A 14,155-nucleotide genomic window follows, 5' to 3' on the forward strand; every position below is an offset into this window, starting at 1 on the left:
CCTTTTACTCCGCTAATGAAAGTGAAATTTTATTACCTTTTTGCTCGCTGACAACAACTTTTACGCTATCCCCAGCCTTTAGTGGTGACTTTATCTTTGAGATATGCAAAAGTCCGTCTACTCCATCTTTTAACTCAACAAATACACCAAAATCAACCACGCTTTTTACAGTACCGTTAAACTCATCACCGATGTTAAAAACTGGCTTTGGTTTGTCTTTATCTCGTCTATCGTGTCCGCCACGCTTTGAACCAAATTTACTCTCTTTTTGAGTTATTTGTATGATATAATCTTTTGCAGCATCGACATTTTTCTTTGCTCCGCCAGCGATTTTTACTTCGCCTTTTTCTCTGTCAAGGTCGATTGAAACTTCAAATTTTTCGATGATCTCTTTTATCGTCTTGCCAGCTTGTCCTATGATGTCAACTATTTTACTTGGATCGATGTTAAAAAGCTCTAATTTTGGTAAAATTTCATCATTTACGCTTATCTCATCATTTGCTTTTTGCATTAAATTTAATATATGAGCGCGACCTCTTTTTGCTTGTTCAAGTGCCTCTTTTAGCACTTCAAGGCTAATGCCACCAAGCTTTATATCCATCTGAAGTGCAGTTATGCCTTCGTTTGTGCCTGCAACCTTAAAGTCCATATCTCCGTCGTGATCTTCAAGTCCCATTATGTCGCTAAGCACAGCATGTTTATCGCCTTCAAAGACTAAGCCCATGGCAATACCTGCAACAAGCTTTGTCGTATCAACACCTGCTGCACGAAGTGCAAGTGCACCGCCACATACCGAAGCCATAGAGCTTGAGCCGTTACTCTCTAAAATTTCAGATACTAGGCGGATAGTATAAGGTGAGTGAATTTCAATACTTGGCGTAAGTGCTCTTTTTGCAAGGTTACCATGCCCTAACTCGCGCCTGCCAGGGGCTTTTATAGGACTTGCTTCTCCTACGCTAAAACCTGGGAAGTTGTAGTTAAACATAAATTTTTCGCTTAATGCACCCTTTTCTGTAAGCACATCATACATCTGCGCATCACTGTCCGTGCCAAGTGTAGCCACGACTAAAGCTTGTGTCTGACCCCTTGTAAAAAGGCAGCTTCCGTGAGCATTTGGCAAGATATTTGTTTCGATAGATATAGGGCGAATTTCGTCTAATGCCCTTCCGTCAGCGCGTTTGCGTTCGTTTATTATCTGCTCTCTAACAAGCTTTTTTTTGTACTTGCTAAGGACATTTGAGACAACGCTCTCATCCCAGCCCTCATTTATGGCAACTTCATCATCTAAAATTTGCTTGACTATCTTGCTTAGTTCGCTTGCGCGCTCGCTTTTAGCCATTTGGTTTATGGCATTTTTGACATCGTTTTTATACATCTTGTCAATGTATATTGCAACATTTTCGTTTTCTATCTCAGGTTTTAACTCTAATATCGCATCTGCTTTTCTGTGTTCGTTAAAAGCCTCTTCATAAGCATTTGAAGTGCGTAAGATAGCCTTGCTTGCGATATCTATAGCCTCTATCATCTTATCTTCGCTAAATTCATTCATCTCTTGTGTAAGTGCAAAGCCGTTATTTAGACTTACATCTATGATAGGATCGATAGCCATTACAGGTAAAATTTGCTCTTTTTCTTGCGGTAAACTTCTCATCTCAATCATCAAAAGCTCATCTTTTGTACCAGCTACATAGAGGTCAAGCGCACTTTTTTTAAGCTCAGAGTTGCTCGGGTTTATAACAAACTCACCGTCTATTTCGCCTATGCGAACCCCGCAAACTGGGCGATTTACGGGGATATCACTAAGATAAAGTGCTACAGAGGCTGCATTTAGCGAGACAACTTGTAGATCAACCTCTGGATCGGCAGAAAGAACCATTACAACTATTTGCGTTGGATAAGCATACCCTTTTGGAAATAGTGGGCGAAGCGAGCGGTCTATGATGCGTGAAGTTAGTGTCTCAAAATCGCCAGGCTTTGTCTCGCGCTTTACATATCCGCCAGGTATCCTGCCTGCAGCGTAGCTTTTTTCAAGATATTGCACTGTAAGCGGTAAAAAATCTTCTGATACTTGTGTCTCTTCTCTTGCTACTGTTGCCAAAATGACGGTGTTTTTTACGCGTAACATAACTGCTCCAGCAGCCTGTTTAGCGACCTTGTTTAGGTCAAAAATTTGAACTTGGTTATTGACATCTATGCTGTATTGCATTATTCTTCATCTCCTTTTTGTTGTTTTTGTAACGGTAAATATTTAGGGCTATCCTCTAAAATTTGCAAAATGCACTCATCTGTGGCATCTAGTTTGCTTTCATAGCAACTATCTACATCAATAAAATGTAAAATTTTATCTACCGTATAGATAGTGTCGATAACGCTACTAAGTGAAAGTGCGACATCAGATGCGATGACTGGGGTTGCGTAGGCGATAGACTTTACGCCTTCTTTTATCAGTGTTTTTGCGCAAACAAGTGCGGTCAAGCCACTTTCGCAACCTTCATCCATAATGATAACATTACGATTTCTTAGATCGCCTATTAGATTTCCTTTTCTAAATTTATATATATTTTTTAAAATTTTCTCTTCATATTTTCTATGTGCTTCCCCATAAACAAAGTCATAACTTATCTCAAATGCCCGTATAAGTGCGTCATTTAAGACTATCTCTTCAGTTTCGCTAACGACTGCGATAGTGCATTCTGGGTTGTTTGGAGCACTGATACACTCTGAAAATAGCATCTCGTAGTTTAGTCCTAGATTTTTACAAATTTCATCTACCATAATAACAGACTCAAGTGACATACAAATAACTAAAGTTTTACGATCTACAAGATCTTTTTTTGGCAGAATTTCAAATAGCTTATTTGCTGCATCTGCTTGGTCTTTAAATGTTATGGTATTTTCCATCATTTTCCGCTGCCGTCACCATCTTTTGATATCGAGAAGTCTTGGTGTATGCCACCCATAGGGTAGAAATTTATCGTTAGATAAACACCATCACTGCGCTTAACCGCAGCACCAGAGTTAGTTGTTGTAGGCTCTATCTTTCTTTGGTAGGTTAAGCCATAGTTCCAGCACTTTCGCCAGTGATCAATCCCGACTCTCCAAAGCTTTGTATAGTGGTGATTGGTATCATACTGCCATGAGCCATGAATTCTGTTATGATAAGGTAGCTTTGCGCTAGCATTTGAGGTAATATAGCTATCTTTTTTGTTGTTTTCTCTTTGTTTGTATGTGTGCCAAATGTTAGCATTAAATTTTTCGTCATTATAAGATAAACCACTTTGAATAAGTTCAAATTTATTTTTATCGTGCGAGTATTCAACCTTATTTTGTATACTTAAGTTCGCAGTTGGGTAAAGGGCGATCGTATTTTTTAAATTTCCTCGCTTATTTTCATCAACATAATATCCTTGAGAGACAGTGTGGCGCAAAAATTTTCTACCATTTGAAGTGTAAAAATATTGTGTTGCATAGCCTGAAAACTCCTCTTTTGTCTCTTCTTGCTGTAAGAAATTTTCATATCTTTTACCGTCTGTATCATAGTAAAACTTATCACTCAAATCCCCTTTGTTAAATCCAGGGAGAATGTACTCAGCACCAAAATTTATAGTATGAAAAAAGTTTTCATAAGCCTTGGCAAGATCAGTTGAGAGTACAAAACGGTGGAAGTTGTTGATATAGTAGTCATCCTTATTCTCTGTTTTGTCTGTAGCCGAGTTTGCTTTTTTATCAAAACTTATATAGTTTGCATAGAAATTTTCGTAAAATGAAAATGTTGCTGTCTTGTTAAATAGCGGTATATGTAGCGAAATTGGTGTATTTAGTTCATATTGAGTTGCTTTTATGCCTATGCGTCTAGTGTAGTTGTGCGACTGTATGTCAACCAAATAGAGTAAATTTGGCAAAAATAAAGAGTCTGTAAATTTATGATACTGAAAACTTGGATACTCTTGAAGTGTATCTTTATTTTCATTTGTTGAACCAAGTTTTTGTGTGTCGATATAGTATTTTGCATATGCACCAAAATAGTGATCTTTTGAGCTTAAAAAGTAGTTTAGTTTTGATGTAACTAGCGAGTCATGATCTTCGCCGCTATGTTCTTTTAGGTCAAGATAGTCTATGTCATTTAACGCTGTTGCCTCTATCCAAAGAGCCTCTTGTAGGTTTGGATCGATAAAATTTTTAAACAAAACACTTCTATCATATAGAAATTCTATGCCTTTATGAGTTTTGTTTTTTAGACTTTGGTTATTTGAGTTTTTGCCGATCTGTTCGTTGCGATACTTTTGTGTATCTCTATAGGCACCAAGTGAAATTTCACCATAAGAGTATGGCGAGTCAGTGAATCTAAAGGTAGCACTCATGCCCGCACCGCGCCTTGTTAAAATTTGCGGGTCAAGTTCGAAATCCCACTGATTGTATGGGGCAAAATATATAGGTTGTTTATAAAAAAAACCTTCTGATTTTTTATAACCTATAGTTGGTGGTAAAAGTCCAGTTCTACGGGTGGTATCAGTTGAGAAGCCAAAATATGGAAGATAAAAAACTGGTACCGAGCCTATGCGAAAAACTGGGTTAAAAAGATGTAAAAATTTACTATGCTTATTAAGCATAGCTGAGCTAGAGCTAATCGTCCAGTCTGGATCTTGTACATTACAGCTTGAAACTACTGCATTTCTTGTGTGGTAGTACTCATCATCGCTTTGGCTCTCATCGCTTTTCATCCAGACTTCAAGCTCTTTGTTCATCATAAAAAGGGCTTCAAAACTACTTGCATCAGTTTTTAAATTTAGTTTTGCATAGTTTGAGCGTGAAACTTCGCTAGCGCCTTTCATCATATTGACATTACCAAAAAGCTCTATAACCGAGCTATTTGTGTCATATACGGCTTTATCTGCGGTCACAAGATAGGTTTGTGAATATACGACTACATTTTTATTTGCGGTTACTATATCGCCTTCACGCGAAACATCATCGGCTAAAAGCTGCACATCTTCGATATTTGCCAACAAATTTATGGCAATAAAAACTATACTAAATAAAATTCTACCCAACATCTATCACTACCGTCTTTGCAAGTTTATCGTGCCAAGTTTGTTTGGCAGGGTTTCCAAATGCCCAAATAAAGCCTAGATAAAAAGCTGACTCGCTTAAATTTCTAACTACTGCTCTTAAAAAGCTGGCTCCTATGCTTGGTTTATCAAGGTAACCTATGTCTATGCAAGCTATCTTCATGGCTATCTTACCAAGTGTTGCGCCAAAATACCATACAAAAAATGTGTGGTATATCGTGCGAATGCTGATGTATTGTAGCATCAGTCCTGATATGGCTGCTATGATCTCTTCTTGTGTTTGAAAGCCTTTAAAATACTCAAAATATATAGCCATAAAAAGCCCGGCTAAGATAAACTCATCTATAAAAAAGGCAAAAATTCTTTTAGAAATAGGAGCTAAAGAGATATTTTCATACTCTAGTTTTTCATGAATTTGGCTCATTTTAGTGCCTGCCAAGCGATGTCTGTTCTAAATTGCATACCTTCAAAATGGACATTTTCACAAAGCTTGTAGGCATTTTGCTGTGCGGTCATAATATCTTTGCCAAGTCCAACACACACTAACACTCTACCACCACTTGCATAAATTTCGCCATTTTCTTCGCTAACTCCAGCATAAACTAGGTGTGTGTCGTTTGGAATTTCTTTTACACTTATCTTTGCTTTTGGTGAGTTTTTATAAGGATACTCGCTACTTGCGATAACTACACCAACAGCACACTTATCTTTAAGCTTTACATTTTCAAGCTCACCATTTGCCGCTTTTAATAAAATTTCTCCCAAATTTCCGTCTATCAAAGGCATTAAAACCTCACACTCTGGATCGCCAAAGCGGACATTAAACTCAAGTACATAAGGCTCGCCATTTACAACCATAACCCCTACAAATAACACTCCACAAAATGGGGCTCCTTCGGCTTGCATGCCTTTTAGTGTCGGTCTTACGACCTCATTTTCAAGACGAGTTATGATCTGTTGTGTGGCGAGAGGACTTGGTGCATATGCACCCATGCCGCCTGTATTTGGACCTTTATCGCCAGTTAAAAGTCGCTTGTGGTCTTGCGCTACTGGTAGGCTTACAAAATTTTCACCATCACAAATTGCAAAAAAGCTAAGCTCAAAGCCATCAAGGTACTCCTCGACAACGACATTTTTACCAGCATCGCCAAAGCTTTCTCCGCTTAACATCTGCTCTACCGCTTCTTTTGCCTCATCGTGGCTTTGGGCTATGATGACGCCTTTGCCGGCACAAAGTCCATCTGCTTTTACTACAAGTGGAATGCCAAGCGTTTCTATAAATTTAAAAGCTTTTTCTTTATCATCGGTATTTAGGTATCTTGCTGTTTTTATACCATTTTTAGCTAAAAAATCTTTCATATAAGCTTTACTGCCTTCAAGTCTGGCAGCTGCCTTGCTTGGTCCAAAAATAGCAAGTCCATGTGCTTTAAAAACATCTACTATACCAGCACTTAATGGGGCTTCTGGACCTACAATAGTTAGGGTGATATTTTTATCTTTTGCAAATTTGGCAAGTTCGTTAAAGTCAGAAATTTTGATATTTTCGCCAAGTTTGCTTGTGGCTGCATTGCCAGGAGCGAAATAAATTTGTGATATATTTTTATCTTCACTAAGCTTTAAACCTATGCTATACTCGCGACCGCCATTGCCGATGACTAAAATTTTCATGATTTTCTCCGTATTAAAAACCCAAGTGGGCGTCGCACAAAAGAGTGGCCCAAAAATCAAAGCCAATCTTGCAAGTAGGCGAACATCGACAGGTTGCAACTTCTCGCTGTTATCCAGCTCAAACGAAGCTACATCACAAGAAGTCCGCACATCTTCGCTAATACAATAGTGTTGGACCCCGTTATAATGCTTTCTCGCACCACTCAGGCATGTATAATTATATAAAAAATTTACTTAAAGTAATGTTTTAGCAAGCTTTATGCAGTCTTTTAAATTTTGTGTAGGGCTAATTATGGGGGTGGTTAAATTTTGAAGCTCTTTTGCTGTTGTGTTGCCGATGGCTACTGCTTTATATCTCATCTCCCAGCCAAAATTATCTTTAAAATTTCTAACAGCTGACGGCGCAGTAAAAACTAAAATGCTTCCTTGGGGCGGTTTTTTTTCGATTGTAAGAGTTTTTGGTATGTTTTTATAGGCGATGACTTGCTCTACATTTATATTATTTGCGCGCAAAATTTCAAAGACACTAGAGGCTGTCTTAAAAGCTCTTAGAAATAAAACTTTTTTTTGTGCTAAAAGTGGAGAAATTTCAGTCGCAAAATCATCTCCGTGCATATTTTTAGCAGTGTAAATCTCGCTAAATCCAAATTTTTTTGCTGCATCTGCGCTAGCTTTGCCTATGGCGTAAATTTCTATATTTTTATCTGGCAAAATTTGATTAAATTTTAGGGCATTTATGCTGTTTTTAGATGTAATAACAAGCGCGTCAAACAAACTTATCTCAAGGCTAAAATTTTCAAAAACTATCTTGTTTAAAATAAGCGTTTTTATATCTTTAAATTTTGCATGTGAGCCGATAAGATAGATCAATTTTCTGCCTTTAAGTACCCAAATTTACTTGCTATCAAATACATACAAAACGCCCCTAGCGCGCATAAAAATATCAAAATCGAAGTGCTAGCAAAAATATCTGCAAGTCCAGCTAGTGGCGAGACTATGCCGCCTAGCAAAAATGGGCAAAAACCAAGTACAGCAGACGCTGAGCCTGCATATTTGCGTCCGCAGTTCATAGCAAGTGCAGAAGCAGTCGGTAGGATACATCCTGTAAAAAACATTTGTATGATAAAGGCTGGTATAACAAACTCCACTCCAAGCCCTAAATTTAACGCGCAAGCTGTATATATCGAACTTGCTAAAAGCCCAGCAACTCCAACTTTTATCCCTTTGCTTTCTTTTAGCTTTGCGGATATACCAGCACCAATGGGTATAGCAAGTCCGTTTAAGGCAAAGCAAAGTGCGTATTCAAAAGGAGATAGCATAAATTTTTCCTGAAATATAAACGAACTAGCCGCGATATAGGCAAACATCGCTCCAAGCGCAAATGTCATAACCATCACAAAGGTCATAAATTTTTTATACACTAAAATTTCTTTATATACGCCGTAGCTTTGTAGTAATGAGGTTTGAAATCTACGCTCTGGTGGCAAACTCTCTTTAAAGTTAAAATTTGCTATAAACAAAATAATGCCAATTATACTAAGCACAATAAAAATACCATGCCAATCAGTAAATTTCATCAGCAAAGAGCCAACTACTGGCGAAAGGATAGGCGCAAGCGAGTTTATGGTCATCATAAGCGTAAAAAATTTTGTTAGCTCATGACCGCTATAAATATCGCTAACGATAGCACGCGCTATAACGACACTACCAGCTGAAGCAAGACCTTGGATGACGCGCATAAAGATAAACATCTCAATGCTTGTTGTAAAAAATATACAAATAGTACTTATGGTATAGATGATAAGTGATATAGTGAGTGGTGTTTTGCGCCCGAATTTATCGCTTATAGGACCTATTAAAAGCTGTCCGATAGCAAGCCCTGCCATACTTGTTGTGAGTGTTAGTTGCGTGAGTGATGTTGATGCACCAAACCAACTTGAGATGGACGGAAGCGCTGGCAAATAAAGATCAATAACAAATGGACCAAACGCCGAAAGTGCGCCCAAAAATAGCAGTAAAAATAGTCTTGAGTTGTGTTTGCGTCGCATTTTTCCTCTTTAAAAGTGTAATTATAGCTTTAAAATTTTTAAAAGCCAATAAGTATAGCTAAAAAAGAGTTGGCTGGCTAAAATTTGGCTCTTTTTTAGCCTTGTCTTGCTCTTTTATGACCCTATGAAACATATGATCACTAAAATTTATATCATTTTGCTGGCAAAACTTTACTATCTTTTGGCGTAAACTTTCAAGTGGTCGAATATCATTTTTGAGATAAATTTGCGTATAAAGTGGCGATAAAAATGTGTAGTTTTGCGTGATATAAGAAAGTATATCATCTTTGTATGGATAGCGTAAATTTAGGCTTTCAAACATGTAGTGATCGACAAAATTTTTTGATGTTTTGATAAGGGCAAACACATCTGTTATGCCGATAAAAATAGGCGAGATATACATCGATGTTTTTATGCCATTTTCGTGTAAAATTTTTAAGGCTTCAAGTCGCGCACTAACAGAACTTGCTCTATCCATATCGCTAGCAAATTTTTCATCAAGTGTATTTAGGCTGATGGCTACATTTACATTTTGTAGGTGTTTTAAAATATCTATGTCTCTTGTTACTAGGCTTGATTTGGTGATGATTTGTATTTTGCACCTTGTATTGGCTAGCTGAGACAACAAATTTCTTGTTAGTTCAAGTTTTCTTTCAAGTGGTCCGTAACAATCACTAATGGGCGATATAACTACGCTTTTGTTATAAATTTTTGCTAAATTTATGGGCTTTGAAAATATCTTTGCATCTACAAACTCTCCCCACTTGTCATCTTTGTGTGAAGCTGGTTTTGTAAAGCAAGCATAGCAGTATCTGCATGCAAAAGCGCAACCTACATATGGGTTTATCGCAAAGTCAGCAAGCTTTGAGCGAGTTAGTGGGTCGCTGGCTTGAATGTGTGAAATTTTCAAGTTTATAAAATGCCTTTGACTTTTGCATTTTGTGTAAGCTTGTAGCTATCATCTATCAGGTCAAAAACCTCTTCAAGCGGTGTCTCTTCGTCTATAACGACACTTATCCAGTGGCGTTTATTCATATGATATGCTGGCAAGAAGTGTCTGTTATCAAGCATCAACGCTACTAAGCCTGGCTCTAGTTTTAGGTTTATTAAAGTTATGTTTTTATCTCTTGCAAAAATTAAACTTTTATCTTTTAAATTTTTTGTCTTTAGGCTCATTAGGACACCAAACCATCTTTCATTGTGTCTATGGCGAAAGACCATGTAGCCGGGATATTTTTTAAAAATTTGCTCTGGAAAGACTTGATATTTGGTAAAGATGTAGGATAAAATTTTTTCTAGCATATCAAGGAAAGAGCCTTGGCTGGCTCTTTTATTATTTGTTTGCTCGTTCTATATATTCGCCACGCACAGTATCTACGCGGATAACTTCGCCTTCAAGCACATGAAAAGGTATCTGCACTACGGCACCAGTTTCAAGTGTAGCTGGCTTTTTGCCACCTTGTGTGTCACCTTTAAAATTTGGCGGAGTTTCTACGATTTTAAGTTCTACAACTTGTGGAACTTCCACTCCTATGGCCTTGCCGTTGTGAAATAATATATCAACCATCATGCCATCTATCATCCACTTTTTCGCTTCGCCAACATCTTCATCTTCGATGGCTACTTGCTCATAAGTAGCTGTATCCATAAACTGGCAAAACTCGCCATCATCATAAAGATATTGCATCTGTTTTTCTTCTAAATTTGGCTGCTCGCACTTATCGCCTGCGTGAAAAGTTTTTTCAAGAACCTTGCCGTCGATAAAAGATTTTATCCTTGCGCGTACAAATGCTGCGCCTTTGCCAGGTTTTACATGTTGATACTCAACTATCTTATACGGAACGCCGTCTATCTCGATCTTTAGTCCCTTTTTTAAATCGCCCATAGAGTATGAAGCCATAGTTTCTCCTTATTAAAATAACGGCTGATTATAGCAAATTTAAGTTAAAATTTTACTTTTGCGAGCTTTTAGTAGCTTTCTAGAAGCTTGCTAAGCTTTAGCTGAAGCTCTTGGCTAAACTCGCTTGCACTTATCATATCTTTATCAAAGCAAATTTTATGCTCACTAACAGAGCAGTATTCGCTAAGTGCATTTTTATACCCACCTCTTATGGCAGCACTCTTTTCTTCTAAAAAGCCAGCTCCTGCAAAGATGAGTGAGCCTAAGTCAAAGCCAAATTTAAGCTTTGCTGATGAACCAGACTTTATCCAAGAAAGAAAAATTTCATCATATCGCAAACTTAGTGCGCCAAGTCCGTCTGGTATAACGATCATATCAGCACCGTAAATACTCTCGCCAAAAACATCAGGATGTAAGCGAACTCCAAGCTCACACACCACCTCATTTTTAAACGCACAAGTCTTTAGTCTGACGCCTTCAAAGCTTTTAAAAAAAGCCATTAGCATTGCAAAATTTGCAAGATTCATCTTATCATACATAACAAGAGCGATCTTCATTTTTACCTCTTTATACGAAATTTTGGTGCACTACCATCCATCGTTATCTCAACGACATTTTGCCCTGCAAGAGCATCAAAAAATTTACCAAGCCTGCCAAATCCATACTCTTGAAGCGAAAATTTAACACTGCCATCTTTTATAGCTGAGCCAAATAAAGACTGATGTATAAACTCATTTTGATTAGAATTTGTAACCATCTCATCATAAAATTTGGTTAAAATTTCACGAGCTTCATTTAGGTTTTTTGACTGCTGCATGCTTTGATTTTGTGGCTTGATGCCGATGAGAGATTTTACGCCATTTTCTATATTTTGTCTTATTTTTGACTTTTTGTTAATAAGTAAAATTTCATCATACGCGCGCTCGTTTTTGGCATTTGTTGCAACGCAAATGGCAGTTTTGCCGTGCGAGCGTATCTTTTGCGCTAGCCTTATAAAATCACTGTCATTTGAAACGATGACAAAGGCGTCAAATTCCCCGCTGCAAAGTAGCTCCATCGCATCTATCGCAAGTGCGATATCAGATGAGTTTTTGCCGCTTGCGTAGCTAAAATTTTGCATGGCAAAGATATTGTGATTTAGTATCACATCTTTATAGCTTTTTAGGCTTGGTAGGCTAAAATCGCCGTAAGCAAAGGCTTTGCCGACCTTTCCAAGCTTATTTATTCCTAAAAAAGCCTCATCTACAAGCGTATGTGAGAAATTTTCAGCATCGATAAAAACCGCTATATTTTGAAATTTCAAAGCGCTTCCTTAAAATTTACTATCTCGCCTAGTTTTATCTCTAAAAATGGCGTTTTTTGTGGCACATTATCTGGTATGATATGGTTTAAAAAAGATGGAAGTTTTCCTATGGACGCTATGAGTGGATAGTTATCACTCATCTTTAGTTCTATCTCATGTGTTTTTAGCCACTCAAACTCTATGGGTTTGCCATCACTACCCCACGCAAGATCTTTTAGCTCTAAGCCATTTGGCTCAAGCACGATAGATGTTGTCTTTTTAAGACTAAGTGCATAAAGCTTTAGATATAGTGCTTCTATACTTTTAGGGTGAGTATCTTCATAGATAAAGACTAGTCGAAAATTTTTGGCATTTTTGGACTCATTTACGGCATTTCGTACCGCTTTTAATGTGCTAACATTTGGGTGTTTTTCGGTTTGATTTTCAAATGCACAAAAAAGCTGCCAAGCTTTATTGGCAAGCTCCTTATTAAAATCGCAAACAAACTCACTATCTTGAAAATTTACTGCCACGCCACACTCTTTTAACGCCCATGAAAACGCAGCTGCACTTAAAAAGCTCTCGTTCCAGTTATGTGCGCCAAAGCTAGCTTGCAAAATTTTTCTATCATCTATTTTGCTACGATCAACCCTAGCTATACCAAAAGCAAGCGGATCACGATAAAGTGCATCTGATCGGACAGTTTCGCAAATTTGTTTAAATTTTTCCGTTGTCAATATTTTCCCTACTGTATTTTTTCATAGCTTATCTAAAAATTCATAAAACTTTTATATAATGGGCTAAAATTTATAAGGGAAAAAATGAAATTAGGCGCAAACAGATACGGAACATACTACGCAAAAACCCAAGATAACAAGATAACAAACATAGAGCCATTTAGCCCACATCAAGGGCTTTTTGAGCTAAATTTAGCGATGCAAGATGTGCTAAATCACAGCTCCCGTGTAAAACACCCATATGTGCGTAAAAGCTTTTTAGATGATCCCACAAACCCAAAGCCAGAGCTTCGTGGCAAGGAGGAGTTTGTGCGAGTTAGCTGGGAGGTGGCACTTGATCTAACGGCGCAAAGTCTAAAGCAAGCCTATGAAAAGCACGGCGCGAGCGCAGTTTATGGTGAGAGCTACTTTTGGGGAGCAAACGGCAGAGTTAGCAACGGCAGACGCTGTGTGAGGCGTATGCTAGATCTCATGGGTGGCTTTGTGAGCGAAAGCGGGGACTATTCGCTTGGGGCTGGGATAGTGGTGTTTGAGCGAGTGTTGGGGCGCGATGTGTATTTTCCCGTGACTGATAACTGGCAAGCTGTGCTAAAAAATGCGAAAAATGTCGTTTTTTGGGGTGCAAACCCGCTAGTAACGAGTGAAATTTCAAGCCGTATCCCACTTCACAACGGCTATGCGTGCTTTGAAAAACTAAGACAAAGCGACATTAAAATTTACAGCGTCGATGTCTTTAAAAACGAAAGCGCAAAGTATTTTAACGCTAAAACACTTCTACTTCGTCCTAGCACAGACACAGCTATGATGATAGGGATGTGTCACTATCTTTATACAAACAACTTACACGATGATAAATTTTTAGAAAATAACTGTGTTGGGTTTGATAAATTTAAAGAGTATTTTATGGGAGAAAAAGATGGTGTTGTAAAAGACATAGCTTGGGCTAGTGAGATTTGCGGGATTGCTAAAGATGAGATAGAGGGTTTTACGCTAGAGCTTGCAAAAAACTCCACAAAAATCATCTGTGGTAGATCCATACAAAGAAGCGATCACGGTGAGCAAGCCTACTGGGCGATAATAGCGCTAAGTGCTATGCTGGATGGCTTTGGCAAAGCCGGCGAGGGGCTAGACATTGGCATTGGATTTGGCGGGTGCGGGGATGTGGTGTATAAAGCGCCAAATATGAAAAATTTCTGCGAAAGCCCTAAAAATAGCAAACTTCATGTCATACCAAGCTCAAGAATGATCGAGGCTTTTGAGGGCAAAACGCAAACGCTAGAGCAAAACGGCGAAGTGATAAATATGCCAAATATCAAAGTGATGATAAGCGCCTCGGGAAATCTCTTCACCCGCCACCAAGACTCAAACAGAGCAGCCATAGCACTGCGTAAGCTAGATGCCATCATCACACTTGAGCCATTTTGGACATCGCAGGCTAAGTTTTCAGATAT

At 38.2% G+C, this 14,155-nt stretch carries 14 protein-coding genes; 1 reads left to right on the plus strand and 13 read right to left on the minus strand.

Going from position 1 to position 14,155, the window contains the following annotated elements:
• Positions 1-4: 4 nt before the first annotated feature.
• The 13 genes from LQV35_RS07750 to LQV35_RS07810 form a co-directional block, all read right to left on the minus strand.
• Positions 5-2,206, minus strand: coding sequence for a polyribonucleotide nucleotidyltransferase (locus LQV35_RS07750; protein ID WP_230057305.1), 2,202 nt, complete (start codon positions 2,204-2,206; stop codon positions 5-7).
• Positions 2,206-2,901: a sodium:proton antiporter gene (locus LQV35_RS07755; protein WP_336246001.1), complete on the minus strand. Its 696-nt coding sequence runs from the start codon at positions 2,899-2,901 to the stop codon at positions 2,206-2,208. The genes LQV35_RS07750 and LQV35_RS07755 overlap by 1 nt, the downstream gene beginning before the upstream one ends.
• Positions 2,901-5,054, minus strand: coding sequence for an LPS-assembly protein LptD (locus LQV35_RS07760; protein ID WP_230057307.1), 2,154 nt, complete (start codon positions 5,052-5,054; stop codon positions 2,901-2,903). The genes LQV35_RS07755 and LQV35_RS07760 overlap by 1 nt, the downstream gene beginning before the upstream one ends.
• The gene (locus tag LQV35_RS07765; RefSeq protein ID WP_230057308.1) at positions 5,044-5,493 is read right to left on the minus strand and encodes an RDD family protein; all 450 of its coding nucleotides are present in this window, start codon (positions 5,491-5,493) and stop codon (positions 5,044-5,046) included. The genes LQV35_RS07760 and LQV35_RS07765 overlap by 11 nt, the downstream gene beginning before the upstream one ends.
• On the minus strand, positions 5,490-6,737 hold the full coding sequence (gene purD, locus LQV35_RS07770; protein WP_230057309.1) for a phosphoribosylamine--glycine ligase: 1,248 nt from the start codon (positions 6,735-6,737) through the stop codon (positions 5,490-5,492). The genes LQV35_RS07765 and purD overlap by 4 nt, the downstream gene beginning before the upstream one ends.
• Positions 6,738-6,971: 234 nt before the next feature.
• Positions 6,972-7,607 carry a uroporphyrinogen-III synthase gene (locus tag LQV35_RS07775; RefSeq protein ID WP_230057310.1) on the minus strand — a complete coding sequence of 212 codons (636 nt, stop codon included), beginning with the start codon at positions 7,605-7,607 and terminating at the stop codon, positions 6,972-6,974.
• Positions 7,604-8,785: a multidrug effflux MFS transporter gene (locus tag LQV35_RS07780; RefSeq protein ID WP_230057311.1), complete on the minus strand. Its 1,182-nt coding sequence runs from the start codon at positions 8,783-8,785 to the stop codon at positions 7,604-7,606. Before LQV35_RS07780 ends, LQV35_RS07775 begins: the two co-directional genes overlap by 4 nt.
• A gap of 58 nt (positions 8,786-8,843) precedes the next feature.
• Positions 8,844-9,695, minus strand: a complete 852-nt coding sequence (locus tag LQV35_RS07785) for a radical SAM protein (protein WP_230057312.1) — start codon at positions 9,693-9,695, stop codon at positions 8,844-8,846.
• 2 nt (positions 9,696-9,697) lie between these two features.
• Positions 9,698-10,087, minus strand: a complete 390-nt coding sequence (locus tag LQV35_RS07790; protein WP_230057313.1) for an MmcQ/YjbR family DNA-binding protein — start codon at positions 10,085-10,087, stop codon at positions 9,698-9,700.
• 31 nt (positions 10,088-10,118) lie between these two features.
• Positions 10,119-10,685: an elongation factor P gene (gene efp, locus LQV35_RS07795; RefSeq protein ID WP_230057314.1), complete on the minus strand. Its 567-nt coding sequence runs from the start codon at positions 10,683-10,685 to the stop codon at positions 10,119-10,121.
• Between the two features lie 68 nt (positions 10,686-10,753).
• Positions 10,754-11,242, minus strand: a complete 489-nt coding sequence (locus LQV35_RS07800; RefSeq protein WP_230057315.1) for a DJ-1/PfpI family protein — start codon at positions 11,240-11,242, stop codon at positions 10,754-10,756.
• 2 nt (positions 11,243-11,244) lie between these two features.
• A complete protein-coding gene (locus LQV35_RS07805; protein WP_230057316.1) occupies positions 11,245-11,988 on the minus strand; it encodes an NYN domain-containing protein in 744 nt (247 codons plus the stop codon).
• Entirely contained in the window at positions 11,985-12,704 is a 720-nt protein-coding gene (locus tag LQV35_RS07810; RefSeq protein ID WP_230057317.1) for a tetrahydrodipicolinate N-succinyltransferase N-terminal domain-containing protein, read from the minus strand. The genes LQV35_RS07805 and LQV35_RS07810 overlap by 4 nt, the downstream gene beginning before the upstream one ends.
• An 84-nt stretch (positions 12,705-12,788) precedes the next feature.
• Between LQV35_RS07810 and LQV35_RS07815 the strand changes: the two genes are divergently transcribed.
• Positions 12,789-14,155 (plus strand): molybdopterin-dependent oxidoreductase (locus tag LQV35_RS07815; RefSeq protein WP_230057318.1); only part of this gene is annotated, 1,367 nt, incomplete at its 3' end.

The organism is Campylobacter suis (assembly GCF_905120475.1).
In the GTDB taxonomy this organism is placed as follows: domain Bacteria; phylum Campylobacterota; class Campylobacteria; order Campylobacterales; family Campylobacteraceae; genus Campylobacter_A; species Campylobacter_A suis.